The sequence below is a fragment of the Bradyrhizobium dasycarpum genome (assembly GCF_042019905.1).
Taxonomy (GTDB): domain Bacteria; phylum Pseudomonadota; class Alphaproteobacteria; order Rhizobiales; family Xanthobacteraceae; genus Bradyrhizobium; species Bradyrhizobium japonicum_B.
In genome coordinates this window covers 6,518,553-6,538,172 of record NZ_CP169574.1, presented here as the reverse complement: position 1 = coordinate 6,538,172, position 19,620 = coordinate 6,518,553, and the positions used below count along the sequence as shown (strand labels likewise).

The following is a 19,620-nucleotide window of genomic DNA, read 5'->3' as shown; positions in this document are numbered from 1 at the left end:
AGCGACGACACGCCACCGAAGCGGCGACCTGTCTCCATGAACCGTTTCAGCACCGACCGACTGACCGCCGAGAGGCTGAACGAAAGCCACCTCGCCGACCTCGTCGCGCTGCATCTCGATCCCGATGTCGCCCGCTATATCGGCGGCGTCCGTTCGGCGGAAACGACGAAGGCTTACCTCGATGTCAACATGGCGCATTGGGACCAGCGCGGCTTCGGCCTCTGGGCGCTGCACACGAAAGACGGAGCATTCGCCGGACGCGCTGGCCTCCGGCACATCATGGTGGACGACATCGACGAGATCGAGATTGCCTATGCGTTCACGCGCAGCCTCTGGGGCCGGGGATTTGCGGCCGAGGCCGCGACCGCGATGACGCGCATCGGCCTCTCCGAGCTCGCCCTGCCATCCCTTATCGGCATCGTGAACATCGCAAACGGCGCCTCGCGCCGCGTGCTGGAGAAATCGAACTACCTGCTCGAGGCGGAGCACGAACCGCCATGGCAACGACGTCGTGATCTACCGCAATTACCGCCGAACGCTGCAATGACACGATTGGAGCACGTTGACCGGCGGGACTATGTTCAATTTTGAACCGAGTGGGCCGCAGCGGTCGGCACCTGCCCACAGCCCGCCAAGCCCCGGTGGCCGGGAACCGGGGTGCTGCTGAAGAGTTCCTCGTACGGGCCTTCTTTGGTCCCGGCTCCAGCCTGTCGATGCTGGGGGCCTAGCGCTCTTCCGACATGTGCTGAGGGGGTTCAATGACTGATCCATCAGGGGCTGCTTCGGCCAGTGCCCTCAAGGATTTGCCGAGAATTTCAACGGGCAGCGAAGGTCTGGACGACATCCTGGGCGGCGGCCTGGACCCCAACCGGATGTATCTCTACGAGGGACGTCCGGGCACCGGCAAGACCACGATCGCGCTGCAATTCCTTCTCCGGGGCGCGCGCGACGGCGAACGTGTGCTCTATATCTCCCTCTCCGAGACGAGGCGGGAGCTCGAGCTTGTCGCGCATCGGCACGGCTGGTCTCTGCAAGGCGTTGACATCTTCGAGCTGGTCCCGCCGGAGACGACACTCGACCCCGATCGGGAGCTCACGGTCTTCCATCCTGCCGAGATGGAGCTCAGCGAAACGACCGGCCTCATCTTCAAGGAGGTCGAGCGGCTCAATCCCACCCGCGTCGTGCTCGACAGCCTGTCCGAGCTGCGCCTGCTGGCCCAGAACCCGCTCCGCTACCGGCGCCAGGTGCTGGCCTTGAAGCACTTCTTCACCAACCGCAATTGCACCGTCGTGCTGCTCGACGATCTGTCCTCCTCCCAGGACGATCTGCAGCTGCATTCGATCGCACACGGCGTCGTCATGCTCGAGCAACTCGCGATCGACTACGGCGCGGAGCGGCGCCGGCTTCGCGTGATCAAGATGCGCGGCATTCGATTTCGCGGCGGATACCACGATTTTACGATCTCACAAGGCGGCTTGCGGATCTTCCCGCGGCTCGTCGCGGCCGAACATCACAAGACGTTTCCCGGCAATTTCGTCTCCAGCGGCAACGCGGAGCTCGATCAGCTGCTGGGAGGCGGGCTCGAGCGCGGTACCAACGCGCTTCTCCTCGGATCCGCCGGTGTCGGCAAGTCGTCGGTTGCGCTGACCTATGCCATCGCGGCGGCCGAGCGCGGCGAGCATGCAGTCTTCTTCGCCTTCGATGAGGGCCGCGGCACGGTGGAAGCACGGGCCCGGACGCTCGGTCTGCCCCTGGAGAAACATCTCAATACCGGGGTTATCCGGTTTCAACAGGTCGACCCGGCCGAATTGTCGCCCGGTGAGTTCGCGGCGACGCTGCGCCGGAGCGTCGAGGTCGACAATGCCCGCCTTGTCGTCATCGACAGCCTGAACGGTTACCTGAACGCGATGCCGGACGAGCGCTTTCTCATCCTGCAGATGCACGAACTCCTCAGCTATCTGGCGCAGCAGGGCGTGCTGACGATCCTGATCCTCGCTCAGCACGGACTCGTCGGCCCGATGGAGACGCCGCTCGACATCAGCTATTTGAGCGATGCGGTGGTGATGCTGCGCTATTTCGAATTCGGCGGCACGGTGCGGCGCGCGCTCTCCGTCGTCAAGAAGCGCAGCGGCAATCACGAGCACAGCATCCGGGAATTCCGGCTCGGCAGCAGGGGGATCAGGCTCGGTCCGCCTCTCAAGGAGTTCAGCGGCATTTTTTCCGGCAATCCCCATTACTCCGGCACGGTGTTGCCCGAAGGACCGGCCGAATGAGCAAGGAACGGGGCAACCGTGTGCTGATATTCGCTCCGATCGGCCGCGACGGACCGGCATCGGCGGAGCTTTTTCGCGGCGCGAACCTGGAGGCGGTCAATTGCCGAGGTCTGCCCGAACTCGTCACCGAGATGACAGCCGGCGTCGGAGCGGTTTTTCTGGCCGAGGAGGGATTGTTCGGCAAAGACACGGCGCCGCTCGCGCAATGGATCGCGAGCCAGCCGCCATGGTCCGACCTCCCCTTCGTCGTACTCACCAGCCATCGGGAGCAGCCGGCCGTCGTCGCCTGGAGACGCAGCATCGTCGAGCTGCTGCGTAACGTTTCGCTGCTCGAACGGCCGGTCCAGCCGATCACGCTGACCAGTGCGATTCAATCGGCAATCCGCGCCCGGCGGCGTCAATATGAAATCCGGGCCCTGCTCGAAGCGCGCGAGCAGACAGCGCAGGAGCTCGAGAAACTGGTCGTTGAGCGGACGCGAGAACTGAAAGAAGCCAACGAGCAGCTTCGCCTCGAAATGAACGAACGCACGCGCGTCGAGGAGACCCTTCGCCAGGCTCAGAAGATCGAAGCAATCGGCCAGCTCACCGGCGGCGTCGCGCACGACTTCAACAATCTGCTGATGGTGATTTCCGGCGGCCTCGACATGCTCGACCGCCAGGCAGACCCGAACCGGCGCCGGCGGCTGATGGACGGCATGATCCAGGCCGCGCAGCGCGGCGCCAGCCTGACGAGGCAGCTCCTCGCATTCTCGCGCCGGCAGAAGCTGCGGCCGGAGCCTGTCGACGTCGCTGCACAGATCGGCGGCATGCGGGAGCTGCTCGATCGCAGCCTGAGGGGGGACGTCCACGTCGAATTCGATTTCCCGGACTCGCTATGGCCGGTCGAGGTCGATCCCGGGGAGCTCGAGCTGGTCATCCTCAACCTCGCCGTCAACGCCCGCGACGCCATGCCCAACGGCGGGACCATCGTCGTGCGCGGGGAAAATCTGCCAAGCCTGAACGACGATCAGATCTCGGGCGACTATGTCCGTCTGTCCGTCGTCGACACCGGCGTCGGCATGGCTCCGGAGATCCTGTCCCGTGTATTCGAGCCGTTCTTCACGACCAAGGACGTCGGCAAGGGTTCGGGGCTCGGGCTCGCGCAGGTCCATGGATTCGCCACCCAGTCACGGGGCACGGTCCGTATCCGATCGGAGGTCGGCCGCGGCACCAGGATCGAACTGTATCTGCCGCGATCGTTCGACGTTCCTTCGAAGGAGCGGCATCTCATCGATCTCACCCGCATACGGCCGAAGAAGAACAATCATGGCCGAATCCTCCTGGTCGAAGACGACGACGAGGTTGCCGCGCTGGTCGGCGAGATGCTCGGCCAGCTCGGTTACGAGGTCACGCGCGCCGCGAGCGCCGCGGCGGCGCTCGGCGCTTTGGCCGATGGTCGCTCCGTCGACCTGATCTTTTCGGACATCATGATGCCGGGCGGCATGAATGGGGTCGAACTCGCGCGGGAAATCAAGAAGCGACGAAGTGACATCCCGGTACTGCTGACCAGCGGATACGCCGAAGCCTCGGTCCATGAAGCACAGAGGGCGGGTGTCCAGATCCTGGCGAAACCTTACCACATCGACGAGCTGGCCGCGGCATTGAGCACGGCAAAGTCGAACCTTCGGCTCAATACAGAACCCCAGCGCTCCGGGTCCTGTTGACGTCAGCCCTGATCGGGCTGTGTTCCCTCGGGCTGCGGAGCTTTACCGGAAATATCCGAGCACAAGATCGACGTCGGCGCTGCGGGCCACCGTGCCGGTCAGCTCGGCGTCGATGACGCGGCGACAGGCCTCGATCGCGGCGTGGTCGCCGAGGTCATTGGCGGCTTCGAGCACGAGCCAGGCCGCGTCCACCGAGGCCTTGTCCGGTGCTCCGCCGCCAAGATCGGCGGTGGCGGCGCTGTTAAGGTTCTTCTTGCGAACGGCGGTGCCGAATTGAGGCAACATTGCAGATACTCCCCTGTCCTTAATGTACCTGTCAGTGAACTTGGAGCTCGGGCTGTTTGCCCGCATCGGCACCCGCGCCGGTCTTGCGCGACTGGTAGAATTTCAAGATGCTGCGCGAGGTCTCGATCTTGAGCCGACCGTATTCGCGCTCGTTGTCCTGGAGCTCGCGCGCCGTGATCAGATGATCCTTGGCGCCGAGGAAGAGCAGTGACATCGTCGTGTCCCAGGCAAAGTCGAGCGCCTTGCACAAGACCAGGATCATCTCGCGATTGCGGTCCATCAGCGCGCGCTCGATCACGTCGACCGGCAGCGACGAGAGCAGCGACAGGCCGATCTGGACCTCGTCGAAGCGGTGCTGGCGGGCATAGTTCGAAATCGAATCCTGGTTGAGATTGCCTTGGCGGTATTGCGTCGTGACCACGCGCTTGGCGACGAAATAGCTGCGCGAGGACGGACCGAATTTGGACTGAAGGTCGCCGGTGACCTCGGTCACCGAACTCTGGATCTGCGCCATCATCTCGGGCCGCTCGGTCTCGGGACGGCGGCGGACGTCTTCCGAGGCCTTCGAGATCAGCTGCTGGAAGATGTGGCGCGGCACGTCCTTGCGCAGGCCGAGCTGCTCGGCGAGGATCGAATCGCCCTCGGCGCGGCGGACCATGTGCAACAGGCCCGAGCCGGAGAAGCGCGCGCCCTCGTTCTTCGCGACCGACGTCACGACCTCCTGGTTGCCGCGCTTGACCAGCACGTCGGTCACGGCCTCGCCGATCGACTTGCGCTGGGCGATCGCGAGCAGATGCGACTGGCCCTTGGTCATGGCGCTCTCGACCAGCATCCTGTCGTCGATGCGATTGGAATCGCGCAGCACGGGACCGGCGACCGCGATCTCGTCGTCGAGGGCGAGCTTCTCGATGACATTCAAGGGCGCGTGATCGCACGCCGACATCACCTCCGACAGCTGCGTTCGCGCGGCGACCTCGATCTCTTCGGCGAGCCGTCCGATCACTTCGCCGAACGTGCTGATCTCGTCGTCGCTGTAGCGGCCAGTGATCAGAATGTCGGTCGCATGCCACAACGCCTTCGCCCGGCTCTCGTCGGTGCCGCGCGCGATCGCGTCGTCCAGATCCTGCAGAAGCGATTTCGCCCCGTTCATCTCGATCACCCCAGTTCTTGGTCGTTCTCTTGCGGACCGTTGCGCCGCAATCGACGCGACGCCGAATTCCTCTGGAACCAACGCTAGAGAGGAAACGCGAGAATTCAGTAAAATCGGCAAATCAGTTTTGCCGGGCAAAATTCATTCAAATGCGAGGGAATGGGTTAAGGGGCGGAGAAGGAAGACGGAGCGCGCCCTCGCCCGCCTGCGGGAGAGGGTTGGGGAGAGGGTGTCTCCGCAACGGGACACTCCCCTGGAGGAGAAAGCCCTCTCCCGCGCCTTCGGCGCGACCTCTCCCGCAAGCGGGAGAGGTGAGCTAGCCGCTTCGCGCTAACCAATCAGCTCACGGATTCTGCGGCGTCAGCACCAGCGGGGGCTTTGGCTTCGGCTTGGCCGGCGGCGGGCCCGGGGCAGGCTTGACGTCGATGGCCGGCGGCAGCGGCGCGAGCTGCTGGCTCGCGAGCGGCGGGCTCGGCGCGGCGGGAGCCGCTTGCGGCGGTCTGGGCGTCGGCGCAGCCTTTGGCTTTGCGGGCGGGCGGCGCGGATCCTGGCCGGGCAGCGGCACATTGGCGGGTGCCTGCTCGGGCGTCGGATCCGGAGACACCAGCGTCGGCAGCGCCGCGGTCGCCGGCGGCGGCTCGCCGCGTTCGATCGCGTCGAGCCGCCGCGTCTCGCGGTCGATCGTGCGCACCGCAAGCCAGGAGGACAGCGGCGCAAGATCGATGGTGCGGTTGAGCTTGTCGGGGGGACCGGCGGCGAACAGCTGGATCTCCGGCGGGGCGCCGGAAAGGCCGGTCATGATCGGCGTCAGGCTGGCGCGGATGTCGGCCTGGTCGGCGGGAATGTCGTAGCCGCCGGAGACGATGGCGCGGGCGTTCTTCGCTTCCAGCGGCGTCGCGCCGACGCGCAAGCGTCCGTCGCGGATCGTGAACGGAATCTGGGCCGACGCCACCGCGATCGGTGCGGCGGCAAGCGCGGGCTCGACCAGCTGCCGCAAGCGGTTGTCGTCGGCGACCTGGCCGCCGTCGCTGGCGCGGATCGCGATCTCGAAGGCGCGCGGATTGAGGCCGCCGATTTCCGCGGCCTCCAGCGTCACCGTGCCGTTGCCAGCGAGTGCGCCGGTGAGCGCTGCGACGCTGCGGCCCTGGCTGGTCAGTGCCATCTGCACCGAGGCGCGTCCCTTCGGCAGCGCAAGCTCGCGATAGCGCAGCGCCGCCGCATCGACATTGGCGAGCTCGATGCGCGCATTCAGAGCGAGGCCATTGGCACTGTTGCGCGCGTCGAAGCTCGCCGACATCTCGCCGCCGCCGAGCGTGCCCTTGAGCCCATCGAGCGCGAACGACTGGCCGTCGCCGCGGATCGTGCCGCCGAACGGACGCAGCTCGATGCCGCCGGGCAACGTCCCGCGCAACGCCTGGAAGGCGATCCGGCCGCGCCAGCCGGCAATGAGTCCTGCGCCGAGGGGCTCGCTCGCATCACGCCCGGCTGCGCCAATCGCCATCGCAAGCGCCGGCGCAAGATCGAGCGTATCGAGACCGACTTCGCCGTCGACGCTCCTGTCGGGATCCAGCATCACCGCCAGATGACCGCGCAGATGCGCCCCGGCCGCATTGCCGTCGAGATCGTCGAAGGTCAGCCGATTGCCCGTCAGCGTGAGGCGTGAGGACAGGCTGATATTCTGCGCCGATTTGTCGGTCCGGCTGGCCCCGAGCAGCGGCGCCAGATTGACGTTGCGTACGCGCAGATTCACGCTGCCTTTCGGCTCCGACAATTCGACGCTGCCCTGCGCGTCGGCATCCAGTCCGCCGCCGCTCAGCTTCGCGCTCAGTTGCAGCGGCCGCCGCCAGGCGCCGGTCAGCTTGCCCTCCAACTGCGAAGCGCCCTCGCCTGCGGCCACCATGCGATCGAGCCCGAGCAGCGCCAGCAGAGCGCCGGCCTGCGGCGTCGACACCTTCGAGTCCAGCGTGAAATCGCTGCTGCGCAGACGGTCGAGGTCGATGCCACCGACCGCGGCAGCCGGCGTCTGCGCGGCCAGGGTCGCGGTCGCCTTGAGCTGCGGCGCGTCGAGCTCGAGCACGGCGCGGGCGTTGCTGCGATCGGCATGCTCGGCGTTCTTGTCGAGGCTGAGATCGAGCTTGAGGCGGGTCGCGCCTGATGCCGCCGGGATGGCATCGAGGCGCGCGCGCAGCGCAGGCGCAAACGGCTCGATCAGCGCGGTGAGCTCGCGCAGCGAATTGGCCGAGGATTGCAGCGCGAGCTTGCCGGTGATCTTGGCGCGGTCGAAGCTGCCGCTCGCCACAGTGGTCACGCCGCTCGCCTGGCCGAAGCGCAGCTGCTCCAGCGACAGCGAGGCGGGGCCGTAAGCAAGCCTCGCAGCGAACGGACGCAGCTCCTGGCCGGCGGAGATCGCGCGGCCGATATCGAGCGAGAGCTTGGCTTCCTCCGGCCACTCGCCCTGCGGTCCCGCGAGCGCGCGCACGAAGCTTGCGGCGGAATCGAGGTCGAGCCGGTCGGCCTTGAGGTCGGCATCGATCCGCGACCCCTTGCTCGCGCCTGTCTGCACGAAGGCGATGCGGCCTTCCACGGTGCCGCCTTCGATGTCGGCCTTCAGCCTGTCGATGGCGAGATGGTTGGCGGCGATCGTGACCTCGCCGGCGAGGCGCAGCGGGCGCGTGCTGCGGCGGTTGACCTCGCTGCGGCCCTGGAGCCAGGCCATCAGCGTATCGGGATCGGAGGATTCGACGCTGAGGCGGCCGCTGAAACTGTCGGCGCCGGGCGTCGCGCCGTTGAGCGAGAGCTGCGTCATGCCGGGCGCGCGCAGCTCGAGGCGCTGGAAGGTCCAGGACCGTCCGTCGGTCTGGAGCTCCGTCGTGATGTTCTGCAGCGGACGGCCGCCGAGCATGATCTGGTCGGAGTTGAACTCGATCTGGGCCGGGATCGGCGCCTGCGGAATGGCGGCTAGCCCCGCGCGCAGCGCCGGCAGGATGCGGAGCGGCTCGGCATCGTCCTTGGCGGCGAGCCTGTCGGCATCGACCTGCCGCGCCGACAGCACCGCGCGCAGCAGCGGCGAGGCGCCGAATTTGAGGTCGCCGACGCCGCCGAGCTTCAGCGCGCTGTCCTCAGGGCCGAAGCTGGCGTCGATCTGCTCGAACTTCGCGCCGGCCGGATCGGCCTTGAGCTTGGTCGTCAGCTTCCAGGGGCTCGGCCCTGCCGCGCCGGCCGTCTTGGCCGCCGGCACCGCCAGCGTCAGCGCGCCGTCGAATTTCGGCAGACGGTTGTCGAAGGCGAGCACGCCTTCGAGATCGGCGAGGATGGCGCGCTCGCCGGGATCGATGTTGAGGTGGAGACGGGTGGCGTTGCCGTCGGCGCTCGGGCCGGACGAGACGCGGAACGGATAGCGCACTCCATTGGCGGTGAAGCGGCCGTCGCCGCGCACCGAGCCCGCGAGCGAGCGGACATCGCCGGAGAAGGCGATGTCGTTCAGCTCCAGCGTCGAGCGGCTGGCGGCATCGTGCAGGGCGATGCGGCCGGTGAGATTGAGCCGCTCGATGGCGAGCGAGGCCAGATTGAAGGTGCCGCTCGCGGTGGAGGGCAGATCGACCCGCCCACGCGCATCGAGGCCGAGATCGACCGCCATGCCGCCCACCGAAAGCTCGGTGGCGCGCCATTCGCCGCGCATCAGCGAGCCCAGGCTGAACTCGACGTCGAGCTTGTCGGCGCGCAGGCGGCCGAGATCGTTGTTGCCGCCGAAGGTGACCTGGCGCAGCCGCAGCGTCGGCGCCGGCAGGAGCCGCGCGTCGAGCTCGCCCGCGACCCGCACCGGCACGCCGATGATCTTGCCGGCCTCCGCCTCGAACTGGGGCCTGAACTGGTTCCAGTCGACGTAGTAAGGCCCGATCAGCGCGGCCAGCAGCGCAATGATGAAGGCAATCGCTAATCCGAGCAGCGTCGTCTGCACGGGTCTCCCCTCGGCCAAACCGGCACCCGGACCAAACCCTGGCCTTCAATGGACTTCAGGCGTGCCGGAACAGCCCCTTATATAGGGGGAAGTGTGGCGAAGTCACAGCGACTGTTGCGCGCGGAGGTTAACGCCGGCAGGCCTCACCAGCTCGCCGGCAGCCGCTTCAGGCCGCGCAGCACGAAGGTCGGCCGCCATTCCGGGTTCTCGACGTCGTCGATGCGCAAATCCGGCAGCCGCCGCAGCAGCGTGGCAATGGCGATCTCGGCCTCGATGCGCGCCAATTGGGCCCCGAGACAGAAATGGATGCCGCCGCCGAACGACAGCGGCTTGACGTTCTGGCGGGTGACGTCGAGCCGGTCGGGCCGATCAGGATAGACCGCCGGGTCGCGGTTGGCCGAGCCGAGCAGGCACAGCACGGTCTCGCCCTTGGGGATCCGCTTGCCGCCGAGATCCTCGATCTCCTCCAGCGCGACGCGCCCGGTCATCTGCACCGAGGAATCGTAGCGCAGGAATTCCTCGATCGCGCCCTCCATCAGCTCGGGGCGCGCCTTGAGCAGCGCAAGCTGGTCCGGGTTGCGATGGAGCGCGAGCAGGCCGTTGCCGATCAGGTTGACCGTGGTCTCGTGGCCGGCGCCGAACAGCAGGATGATGTTGGCGGTCAGCTCCTCATTGCTGAGCTTGTTGCCGTCCTCCTCGGCCTGCACCAGCTGGGTGATGAGGTCGTCGGCGGGATTCCTGCGGCGCAGCTCGAACAGCTGCTGGAAATACATCTGCGCCATCAGGTTGCCCTCGTTGCCCTTCCTGATCTCCTCCGGCGTGAGGGGCACGGGGTCGAGCAGCCGCCCGCCGTCGCGCGAGCTGTTGTAGAACACCTCGCGGTGCTCCTCGGGGATGCCGAGCATGTCGCAGATGATGGTGACGGGCAGGCGGAAGGCGAAATCCTCGATCAGGTCCATCTGGCCGCGGTCGATCACCGCATCGATCGCCTGATCGACGATCTCCTGGATGCGCGGCCGCATGTCCTCGACCCGGCGCGCGGTGAAGGCCTTGACGACGAGACCGCGCAGGCGGGTGTGGTCCGGCGGGTCGGCCTGCAGCATCCAATGGCTCATGCTGCGGAACACCGGCTCGTCCATGATCTTGTCGCTGTAGCGGCGTTTCGAGCGCTCGACGAAATCCTTGCCGAAGCGCTTGTCGCGCATCACCAGGCTGACGTCGGCATGGCGGCTGGCGACGAATTGGCCGAACGGCGTGACATGGATCGGATCGATCGTGCGCAGCCGGTCGTAATGCGGATAGGGATCGCGGATGAAGTCCGGCGAGAGCGGGTTGAACAGCGGCGCGCCGCCGGCGCCTTGCACGTGCTCGTTCATGGTGACCTCAAACCGGTTGCCGCATGACACGAATACGCCGACGCTTGCCTGCTCGCGCGGCGTAACCATCCCTTGAAATTATCAACTCGATACATTGTTGTATCGAGTTGCATTCTGCCCTACCCTGCTCCGATGTCAAGGGTGAGAACCAGGCCGACCAGGGACGATACGCGCGACAAACTGTTCGAGGCGGCCGCGCGCGTGTTCGAACAGGACGGCATCGGCGGCGCCAGCATCGAGGCGATCGCGGCGGCGGCGGGCTTCACCCGCGGCGCGTTCTATTCGAACTTCAAGAGCAAGGACGAGCTGATCATCGCCATGCTCGAGGACCATGTCGAGCAGTCGATCCGGCGCAACATGGACATCCTCGCCCAGCACGACAATCTCGACGATTTCATCGCCGCGCTGAAGGCGATGGACCGCACGCGGCAGGATCCGCTCGGCCGCTCCCCGCTGCTGCACATCGAGATGATCCTGTTCGTCGCGCGCGCCGAGAAGCGCCGGCCCGAGCTCGCCAAACGCCTGCGCGCGCGCCGCAAGCTGGTCGCCGACATCGTCGAGGCCACGCTGAAGAGCAACGGCAAGAACAGCAATCTGAACCCGCCCTGGATGGCCTCCGTCGTGCTCGCATTGGAGGACGGCTTCCGCCTGCACCGGCTGATCGATCCCGAGACCACGCCGGCCGACAGCTTTCTGCGCGCGATCACCGATCTGCGGCGCCGGACGGGATTGGCGGCGAGCCAGAGTACATCTTCATAAGGCGCAAGCCGGCTTCATCTCGAATGCGGCTGCGACATATGGCCGAGCGCCTTCGTCGCGGCGCCAGACCCATCCACGCTGATGAGCTGCAGTTCGCCTACTTCTTCTTTGCAGGTCCGAAATCCGGCTGCCAGGCGGCTTCCTTGCGGCTCGGGGCCGCGGCGATGACCTTGGACTTTTCCTTCTTCGGCTTCTTGACTTCGCGGTTGCCGCGTTGTTGGCCCTTGGCCATGTCGCTCTCCTTTGCCGGTTCAAGTTGGTCGAATTCATCGGGTTGCAGGACAAGTCCGCGCGGGGTGCAGACCCTGACATCCATGTAGCCTTCACGCAGCAGCCTTCGCGCGAGACGCAGCGCGACCGCCGCGGTGCCGCGGCCCAGATTGGAACTGCCGTATTCGTTGGTCCCACTGACCAGGTACGGCACGCGTATCGCCCTACCCATTGAGGATGGCAGCTCCGCACACGAGAAGCAGAAGGAACAGTGGAACGATCACCGGCGGCACGGCCCATTCCGAGATGCGAACAGGCGACATCGAACGCTCCTGCGAAGCCTTCGGCGGGAGCACACGTGACCCTCAGTCACCGGTCGAAGCCGTGAAACGTGCGGTGATGACGGCGATCTTACGCCCGCACTGAGGCGATAGCGAGCGTTTAAATGCCTCGCGCGTGTTTGTCGCGCCGTGACACCGCCGTCTGCTGCGCGGCGACGATAGTGCTGGCAATTGCCGCGCCAAGGGCGCATGCTCGCAACGGCCGGCACCGGTTGGGGCTTCACTTGCGAAAGGCAGGCGTGCATGACCATCCGCTCGCGGCGCGAAACCGTCACGTTCAGGCATCCGTTCCGCATGCGCGGCATCGACCGCGTGTTACCGGCCGGCGCCTATGAGGTCGTCACCGAGGAGGAATCGATCGAGGGCCTGACCTTCGCCGCCTATCGCCGCATTGCCACGATGATCACGGTGCCCGCCGAAGGCGCCGGCGGCGTGATGGAGATGCTGCCAATCGGCTCGGTCGATCTGGCGAACGCGCAAGCCGCAGACGCGAGCATTGCCAATGACTGATCATCCCGTGGACCTCGACAAGCACCGCGGCATGGCCGCACAGAAGGCCACCGACCTGCGCCGCGCGCTGGCTGAGGTCGAGGCCAACACCAGAGAGCTGCGCGAGCGCGAGGCCGATCTCGAGCACCGCATGATGACGGTGCCCGCCGCGTCCTGGCCGGAGGCCGCGGTGAAAGCCCGTCATTTGCTCAACCTCTATGCCGCGAGCCTGCCCGCCGAGGACACGCGCCATCGCGCGCTGGTGGCGGCGCTGTTCGACGATTTTGCCCGGCTGTCGGGGGAGAGCTGAGGCGAACGACCGCCGCCTGCATTCTCAACGTGCCATGCGCGACGGGAACGCAGGCGGCCGGTCCCCGCGCTGATTTGAGAGGGGGCGATCGTGCCTGGCAATCACGCAACGGAGCACGCCATGACATTGACCAGCGGCCGCTTTATCAGCCACGAATACGACCGGATGATCGTCCGGTTCTCGATGCATGACGGCACCAGGGAGATTCCTTGCGCCGTCTCGACCTCAGCGATGGACGATCTCGAGCGTGGCCCCCAAGTCAAGCCCGAGCAGCGGGAGGCCCAGTTCACCCGCCTGCGCGACCGCATCGAAGCACGCGCGGCGAGCAAGTATCACGCGACGGAGTTCGAAGGAACGCCGCCGGGCATCGTGCTGCGCGGCATCGATTTCAGGTCATAGCGACGGCAGCTCTCTCTACTCCGCCCGCGCCTTGATCTCCGGCAAGGGCGGCTTGCGTTCGAAGGGCTTCTTCTTCGGCGGCGCCGGCAGCAACCCCTCTCTGATCGCTTGTTTCCGGGCCAGCTTGCGCGCGCGACGAATGGCTTCGGATTTCTCGCGTGTCTTTCGCTCGGACGGCTTTTCATACGAGCGCCGCTGCTTCATTTCGCGAAAGACGCCCTCGCGCTGCATCTTCTTCTTGAGAACGCGGAGTGCCTGCTCGACGTTGTTGTCTCTGACGAGTACGTGCAATTGTTCCTCCCGACCGGGGGCTGCGAAGGGCGACACGTCCTGCAGGCAGCCAATTGCGCAGGAGCTTCATTGTGAATTTTGAGGGTAGCAGCTGCGACATTGGTCGCGGCTTCGGACGCAGGTCTGCTTGTCACGGCGATCAGACACCGTGATCATTGTCATGCAGCGCTGTCAATCGCTAACGTCCTGCTGCCAGATCGATAGATTCCACGCCAAGCGCCTCGATCGGAACAGCCGAATCGGGTGTTTCGGAAACAAACTGGCCCGGCTCCTTGCAAAATCCTGGAGATCATATATATAGAAGACGTTCGATTAGCCGCTGTGCCTTGTTGAATGCGCCCGCGGGCTCCTTTTCCAAAGACATCGACGAAGTTGAAGATGACCGCGTGATTGTCGCGCGGGATGCGCTTTCGCGCTTTGGAGAAGAAGATGACGACAGGTACGGTCAAGTGGTTCAATGGCCAAAAGGGCTTCGGTTTCATTCAGCCGAACGACGGCGGCAACGATGTGTTCGTTCACATCAGCGCCGTTGAACGGGCTGGTCTTGCAGGTCTCGGAGAGGGCCAGCAGGTCAATTTCGAGGTCAAGACCGACAAGATGCGAGGCAAGGTCAGCGCTGAGAATCTCTCGCTGGCTTGATATCGTGGCGCCGTTTCACGGATGTACTGAAACGGTCGCCCTGCCCGCTCAATCCCAGGATTGAGCGGGTTTAGTCGTTTGCGGAGCCGGGTGGACGATGAGCACCAAGAAACCGGCAGAGCCGTCACCCGAAAGCGTCGCGCGATCCGATCGTCGCCGCGTGGCTGCTGAAGACGGAGCGCGGGCAATGGCCGACGCCGAACGGCAGGCCATCGAAGTTCGCAAGAACATGGCGCGGCTGCGAGCCGCGCGCGAGGCCAAGGAGGCGGCTGACGAAGCTGTTCGGCTGGCTTTGCCGGCGCCGGCGCCCAAGAAGCGCTCGAAGAAGCCGGCACGATAATCTTCAAGCTGCGGCCTCAAGGAGCCGATCACATGCCGGAGGGTGCAGATCGTGCCTAGAATCAAGCCAGACCACGGAATCATCACCTTCTTTCTCGCATCCGGCGCCAATCGGCAGATGTGCCAGCTTGCCACGACATTCAACACGCAGAAGCAGGCTTTCAGCTATCTGCAGAAGCATCGAACCGAGTTCGAGCGCATGGCGCGGGAACGGCTTGCTTCAGGCGAGCTCCAAGACGGGGTCGTCGTGCTTTCCATGCTTTAGCTGCAGCGCCGCGACCGTATGGCGCTTGTCGCAGGAGAAGTGCGGCGCCTAAGGCGTCCTCTCGGACCGGCTCCGCTGTTCAGCCTCCCTCGCCAGCCGTTCGGCCTTCAGCCGCTCCCGATTTGTCTGGAAAGCCTGTTCAGCCTTCTCGTAATCGGTCGCCGGCTTCGGCGCGGCCTGTTTGAAGTGGCTGTTCGCCTCGTTCGCTGCACGCGATGGTGAATGCGGTTTCATCTGACGTCCTCTATGCTTCTAGCGGCTCGAAGTCCCCCGGGCCCCTGTGCTCGCCTTATTCCTGAACCGGCTTGCTCCGCTTGGCTCGATCAATTCGCACGCGATCGAATTCCTTGGGTCCATCGAGCAGAACCCGCTTGCGGATCGCCCGATCATCGGCCGTCGTGGCGGGGTCCGCCATGCGATCAATCGCATCCCCAGCCATCTCGCGGGCGCGCAGCTTCTGTCGATCCTCGTCGGTGTGCGCAAGTCCCAGCTCTACCAAGCGACCTATTGCCTGGGACAGGCTGGGTCTTTCGTCCTGAAGCGCCATCCATGCGGTGATGGCTCTGAGCAGCGATTGCGAAGGCCGAAAACCTGCCGAATGAACCAAGGCGGTGGCATTTTCCGGTCTTTTCGTCGCAGCCATGCACTCTCCAGACTGGATACGGCGTGGCGCCCCTCCGGCAGGTATCACTCAAGCAAACCGCCGATCTGCCGATGCGTTCCTAATTGCCGGGAATATCGCCAGAAAGCAATCGATTATGCCGACCGCCTCACCGCGCGGGGACCGCTCGGCGCGACATCGAGCTTCCCCAGCATCGACCTCGCCTGCTCGGCGCAGTGCTCGATCAGCCAGCGCTCGAACGCGACGGGTGGAAGCGCGGGGGCGTAGAGAAAGCCTTGCACGACGTCGCAGCCGAGCTCGGCCAGCGTCTTGCGCTGGCCCTCGGTCTCGACACCCTCGGCGACAACGGTCATGCCGAGGCCCTGGCCGACGCGCACCACGGCCGTGGCGATGGCGAGCGCACCCGCGTCGCGCTCGATGTCGCGCATGAAACTGCGGTCGATCTTGAGTTCGCGGATCGGCAGATGCGCAAGGCGGCTGAGGCTGGAATATCCGGTGCCGAAATCGTCCACCGCGAGCCCGACCCCGAGTTCGCGGATCGCGTTCATCGTCTCCAGCGCGGCGACGCTGTCCTGCATGAACGCGCCCTCGGTAATCTCCAGCATCAGGACGTCCGCCGGCAGGTCGTATTCGGCGAGGACGTCCTTGAGCCGCGCGGCGAGCGTGACGTTGCGGAAATTGATCGGCGACAGGTTCACCGACACGCAGGGAATGTTGAGGCCGGCGCGGCGCCAGCTCGCCATCTGCCGGCAGGCCTCGCGAACCGACCACAGGCCGATGTGCTCGATCAGGCCGCACTCCTCCGCGAGCGGAATGAACTTTGCCGGCGAGACGTCGCCGAGCACGGCATCGTGCCAGCGCGACAGCGCCTCGACGCCGTGGATCGCGCCGTCGCAGCTGCGGATCTGCGGCTGGTAGCTCAGGCTCAGCGCGCCTTCCGCGACGGCGCGGCGGAGCGCCGCGATCAGCGCCAGGCGCTGCTCGGTGAGCCCGTTCATCTCGGCACTGAAGATGCGATAGGTCGAGCGTCCGGCCTGCTTGGCCATGTACATGGCCACGTCGGCCTGCTGCATCAGCGTGTCGATGTCGGTGGCATGGTCGGGATAGAGGCTGATGCCGATGCTGGCCGACATCGGCATCAGCTTCGATCCGAGCCTCAAGGGGGCAGCCAGCGCCTCCGTGATGTCAGCCGCGACGCGCGCGGCGCCCTCGGCATTGCGCCGCGGCAGCAGGATGACGAATTCGTCGCCGCCGAGCCGTCCCAGCATGTCTTCGGGCCCGATCTGCTCGCGCAGACGCTGGGCGAGCTGGACCAGCAGCTCGTCGCCGGCCGCGTGACCGAGCGTGTCGTTGACGTCCTTGAAATGGTCGACGTCGAGGAAGGCCAGCGCGACATGGCTGCCGGTCGGGCAGGCACCGATCGCGGTGGTGATCAGGTGGCGCAGCTGCGCGCGGTTCGGCAGGCCGGTGAGGATGTCGTGATAGGCGAGCCGCGCGATCTCGGCGCGGGCCTCCTTGCGTTCGATCGCGAAGGCGCCGAGATTGACGCAGGCCTCGACGATGCGCCGGTGCCAGTTGCTCGGCGCGCGAGGCTCGCGATAGTAGAAGGCGAAGGTCGCGATGACGCGGCCGTCCTTGGCCTTGACCGGTGTCGACCAGCAGGCGCGCAGGCCGACCCCGAGCGGCATGGCCTTGTAGGGCTGCCAGCGGGCGTCGGTCTCGAGGTCGGTCGCCAGCACCGGCTCGCCGTAGAAGGCGGCGGAGCCGCAGGAGCCGACATTCGGGCCGATCCCAATGCCGTCCAATGCGCGGGAATATTCCTCCGGCAGAGAGGGACCGCCGAGCGGGTGGAGCAGGCCGGCGGCATCGACGTGGAGCAGCGAGCAGACGACGTCGGGCGCGATCTGCTCGACGCGGCGGCACAGCCTGTCGGCGATGTCGGCAATCGGGACTTCGTCCGCGAGCGAGGCCATGATGAGCTGCTGCAGCGAGCGCAATTGCCTGGTCTCGGTGATGTCCTCGATCAGCGCGAGGATGTGCTTGACCCGGCCCTTGCTGTCGCGGAACGCGTCGATACGGGCCCAGACCCAGATCTCCTCGCCGTGCTTGTCGTAGGCGAGCACTTCGGCCTCGCCGCGGCGGCCGCCACGCATCAGACGCTCGACCAGCTTTGCGATCGCCTTGCGGTCGGTGTGGCGACCGGCGATGAGCTCATCTGCCCGGTGGCCCTCGGCCTCGCCGCTGCTGTAGCCGAACAGCGTCGTGAAGGCCGAGTTGACGTAGACGATGTTCTGCTCGGTGTCGGCGATGATCACCGCCCGGTTGCTCTGATCGGCAACGGCGTGGAGAAGCCCGATTCTGGCCCGGCGCTCGGCATCCGCGGTGACGTCGCGCGCGAACACGACGCGATGGGTCGCGCCGTCATGCGCAATGGACGAGAGCGATATCGCCGCACGGATCCGGCTGCCGTCGTGCCGCACGAGGCTGATCTCGTCGCGGAATTCCGCGACCGGATCGGCCAGGAGACATTTGAGGGTGAGAATTTCGGCATCGCGGCCGAGCGCGTCGGTTCGCGCAAGCTTCCAGATCCGTTCCGCACTGGCGTTGAAATGCGTGATGCGGTGCGCACCATCGACAATGACGACGCCATCGTCGGCGCGGTCAAGTGCGGCCAACAGCACGTCCGGAGTTTCTGTCGCAAGATGATCGGAGGCAGACATTGGGGACCGGGAACATCGGGAAGAAGCGGCAATCGCCCCGAAGCTACGCTCCGATGGTGTCCAAGACGTTTTTGAAAATCCTCCGCGCACCTGCCAAGCGCGACATGCTTAACATTCGGCAAAAGTAGCGCAGGTAATGCGGTGTGTGCCCGCAACTCACTCAGCGGTTCGGCTCTGCGGCTTGTGCAGCCGGCCGGCCACCGCCCTCACCTTGCCCGGCGATGCCCGCCAGATCGCGAGCGCCGACAATCCGCTCACGATGATCGCGAGGCTGAAGGCGAGCGTGTAGTCGCCGGTGCGATCATGGAGCAAGCCGGTCAGCCATGGTCCGGCCGCTCCGCCCGCGAGCGCGGCCAGCATGATGGTGCCGAAGATGCTGCCCTGGTGCTTGCCCTGGAAAATCTCGAAAACCACCGCGCCCATGATCGAGGTGAGACCGTAGCCGAGGGCGCCTTGTGCGAGCACCATCAGATAGACGAGCCAGAGCGAGGGTTGATACTTCAAGCCGATCAGCGCGGCGAAGCAGATCACGAAGCCCGCACAGCTGATCGCCCAGACCCACTCCCGTCCGATGCGATCGGAGACATGGCCCAGCGCGATCTGCCCGGGAATGCCGAGCAGGCTGACCGTGCCGAGCGCCCACACCGCGACGGAAGAGCTGAAGCCGATGTCGAGCAGGAACTTGGTCTGGTGCACCTGCACCGCGTACCAGATGTACAGGCCGGAGAAATAACCTAGCGCGATCCACCAGAAGCGCGCGGTCGCGACGGCCCGCTTCAGCGTCCAGTCGGTATTGACCCAAACGGGATCGACGACGTTGGAGACCGGTTGGGCACCGCCCGCGGCCGGGGCGGCATCGCCGTCCGGCTCGAGGCCGATGTCCTGCGGGCGCCTGTGGAGCAGCAGGTTCACCGGCGCCAGCACGATCAGGATGAGCAGGCCCATCGCGGTGCAGGCGGTGCGCCAGCCGGTCGCTTCGATCATGTGCTGCACCCATGGCAGCAGCGTTACCGAGCCGATGCCGACGCCGGCGAAAGCGATGCCGATGGCGAAGCCGCGCTTGCGGATGAACCAGTTCGGCAGGAACAGCGACTGGCCGGAATAGCCGAGGCACACCGAGCCGGCACCGACCATGACGCCGATGGTGACATAGAGATGCCAAGGCGCGGTGGTGAGCGGCGCAAGCAGCAAGCCGCCGCCCATCAGCACCACCCCGAGCTCCATCACCGCGCGCGGTCCGGCGCGGTCCATCAGGCGGCCGATCAGCGGGCTGACGACGCCCGACACCACGAAGCCGAAGGAGAAGGCGCCGGCCGTCACGCCGCGCTCCCAGCCGAACTCCGAGATGATGGGCGGAAAGAACAGCGAAAAGGCGGTACGCGCGTTGACGCCGATGGCCATGGTGACGAAGGTCACGGCGACCACGACCCAGCCGTAGAAGAACGGAAGCCGCATGATGTGGTTGTTTCATCCCTGGACGGTCCTTCCGAC

Annotated in this window: 18 protein-coding genes and 1 pseudogene; 10 read left to right on the top strand and 9 right to left on the bottom strand. The window is 65.9% G+C overall.

Translation table 11 applies throughout. From position 1 onward, the window contains the following. The first annotated feature begins 36 nt into the window (after positions 1 to 36). From ACETMP_RS31160 to ACETMP_RS31150, 3 genes and pseudogenes are all read left to right on the top strand, one after another. Positions 37 to 547 (top strand): annotated as a pseudogene (locus ACETMP_RS31160) (GNAT family N-acetyltransferase). A 211-nt stretch (positions 548 to 758) separates the two neighbouring features. Then, a complete protein-coding gene (locus ACETMP_RS31155; RefSeq protein WP_375159131.1) occupies positions 759 to 2,273 on the top strand; it encodes an ATPase domain-containing protein in 1,515 nt (504 codons plus the stop codon). Further along, positions 2,270 to 3,976 (top strand): ATP-binding protein, encoded by a 1,707-nt coding sequence (locus ACETMP_RS31150; RefSeq protein ID WP_375159130.1) that lies wholly within the window; start codon positions 2,270 to 2,272, stop codon positions 3,974 to 3,976. Before ACETMP_RS31155 ends, ACETMP_RS31150 begins: the two co-directional genes overlap by 4 nt. Before the next feature lie 42 nt (positions 3,977 to 4,018). On the opposite strand, the gene ACETMP_RS31145 is transcribed toward ACETMP_RS31150, so the two are convergent. The 4 genes from ACETMP_RS31145 to ACETMP_RS31130 form a co-directional block, all read right to left on the bottom strand. Beyond that, positions 4,019 to 4,261: a hypothetical protein gene (locus ACETMP_RS31145; protein ID WP_375159129.1), complete on the bottom strand. Its 243-nt coding sequence runs from the start codon at positions 4,259 to 4,261 to the stop codon at positions 4,019 to 4,021. Positions 4,262 to 4,292: 31 nt separating this feature from the next. Continuing rightward, complete coding sequence (locus ACETMP_RS31140; RefSeq protein WP_375159128.1) at positions 4,293 to 5,411, bottom strand: DUF2336 domain-containing protein; 1,119 nt, start codon at positions 5,409 to 5,411, stop codon at positions 4,293 to 4,295. 343 nt (positions 5,412 to 5,754) lie between these two features. Further along, entirely contained in the window at positions 5,755 to 9,369 is a 3,615-nt protein-coding gene (locus ACETMP_RS31135) for an AsmA-like C-terminal region-containing protein (protein WP_375159127.1), read from the bottom strand. 143 nt (positions 9,370 to 9,512) lie between these two features. Further along, complete coding sequence (locus tag ACETMP_RS31130) at positions 9,513 to 10,745, bottom strand: cytochrome P450 (RefSeq protein ID WP_375159126.1); 1,233 nt, start codon at positions 10,743 to 10,745, stop codon at positions 9,513 to 9,515. Positions 10,746 to 10,877: 132 nt separating this feature from the next. On the opposite strand from ACETMP_RS31130, the gene ACETMP_RS31125 reads away from it, so the two are divergent. Then, positions 10,878 to 11,504: a TetR/AcrR family transcriptional regulator gene (locus tag ACETMP_RS31125; protein ID WP_375159125.1), complete on the top strand. Its 627-nt coding sequence runs from the start codon at positions 10,878 to 10,880 to the stop codon at positions 11,502 to 11,504. A gap of 97 nt (positions 11,505 to 11,601) precedes the next feature. On the opposite strand, the gene ACETMP_RS31120 is transcribed toward ACETMP_RS31125, so the two are convergent. Beyond that, the gene (locus ACETMP_RS31120) at positions 11,602 to 11,928 is read right to left on the bottom strand and encodes a hypothetical protein (protein ID WP_375159124.1); all 327 of its coding nucleotides are present in this window, start codon (positions 11,926 to 11,928) and stop codon (positions 11,602 to 11,604) included. 370 nt (positions 11,929 to 12,298) lie between these two features. On the opposite strand from ACETMP_RS31120, the gene ACETMP_RS31115 reads away from it, so the two are divergent. The 3 genes from ACETMP_RS31115 (at position 12,299) to ACETMP_RS31105 (ending at position 13,253) form a co-directional block, all read left to right on the top strand. Further along, positions 12,299 to 12,565, top strand: a complete 267-nt coding sequence (locus ACETMP_RS31115) for a hypothetical protein (RefSeq protein ID WP_375159123.1) — start codon at positions 12,299 to 12,301, stop codon at positions 12,563 to 12,565. Beyond that, positions 12,558 to 12,854, top strand: coding sequence for a hypothetical protein (locus tag ACETMP_RS31110; protein WP_375159122.1), 297 nt, complete (start codon positions 12,558 to 12,560; stop codon positions 12,852 to 12,854). The genes ACETMP_RS31115 and ACETMP_RS31110 overlap by 8 nt, the downstream gene beginning before the upstream one ends. A 120-nt stretch (positions 12,855 to 12,974) precedes the next feature. After that, positions 12,975 to 13,253: a DUF1488 domain-containing protein gene (locus tag ACETMP_RS31105; protein ID WP_028138019.1), complete on the top strand. Its 279-nt coding sequence runs from the start codon at positions 12,975 to 12,977 to the stop codon at positions 13,251 to 13,253. A 15-nt stretch (positions 13,254 to 13,268) separates the two neighbouring features. Here the strand turns inward: ACETMP_RS31105 and rpsU are convergent, their stop codons facing one another. After that, positions 13,269 to 13,544, bottom strand: a complete 276-nt coding sequence (gene rpsU, locus ACETMP_RS31100) for a 30S ribosomal protein S21 (protein ID WP_027572522.1) — start codon at positions 13,542 to 13,544, stop codon at positions 13,269 to 13,271. Positions 13,545 to 13,973: 429 nt separating this feature from the next. Between rpsU and ACETMP_RS31095 the strand changes: the two genes are divergently transcribed. The 3 genes from ACETMP_RS31095 to ACETMP_RS31085 all read left to right on the top strand — a co-directional run bounded on the left by ACETMP_RS31095 (position 13,974) and on the right by ACETMP_RS31085 (position 14,787). Beyond that, the gene (locus ACETMP_RS31095; RefSeq protein WP_028138021.1) at positions 13,974 to 14,183 is read left to right on the top strand and encodes a cold-shock protein; all 210 of its coding nucleotides are present in this window, start codon (positions 13,974 to 13,976) and stop codon (positions 14,181 to 14,183) included. 97 nt (positions 14,184 to 14,280) lie between these two features. Further along, on the top strand, positions 14,281 to 14,523 hold the full coding sequence (locus ACETMP_RS31090; protein WP_375159121.1) for a transcriptional regulator: 243 nt from the start codon (positions 14,281 to 14,283) through the stop codon (positions 14,521 to 14,523). 42 nt (positions 14,524 to 14,565) lie between these two features. Continuing rightward, positions 14,566 to 14,787 (top strand): hypothetical protein, encoded by a 222-nt coding sequence (locus ACETMP_RS31085; RefSeq protein WP_375159120.1) that lies wholly within the window; start codon positions 14,566 to 14,568, stop codon positions 14,785 to 14,787. Positions 14,788 to 15,076: 289 nt separating this feature from the next. Here the strand turns inward: ACETMP_RS31085 and ACETMP_RS31080 are convergent, their stop codons facing one another. From ACETMP_RS31080 to ACETMP_RS31070, 3 genes are all read right to left on the bottom strand, one after another. Continuing rightward, entirely contained in the window at positions 15,077 to 15,430 is a 354-nt protein-coding gene (locus ACETMP_RS31080) for a hypothetical protein (RefSeq protein ID WP_375159119.1), read from the bottom strand. A gap of 113 nt (positions 15,431 to 15,543) precedes the next feature. Continuing rightward, positions 15,544 to 18,129, bottom strand: a complete 2,586-nt coding sequence (locus ACETMP_RS31075; protein ID WP_375159118.1) for an EAL domain-containing protein — start codon at positions 18,127 to 18,129, stop codon at positions 15,544 to 15,546. A gap of 156 nt (positions 18,130 to 18,285) precedes the next feature. Further along, positions 18,286 to 19,584 carry an MFS transporter gene (locus tag ACETMP_RS31070; protein ID WP_375159117.1) on the bottom strand — a complete coding sequence of 433 codons (1,299 nt, stop codon included), beginning with the start codon at positions 19,582 to 19,584 and terminating at the stop codon, positions 18,286 to 18,288. Between the last annotated feature and the right edge of the window lie 36 nt (positions 19,585 to 19,620).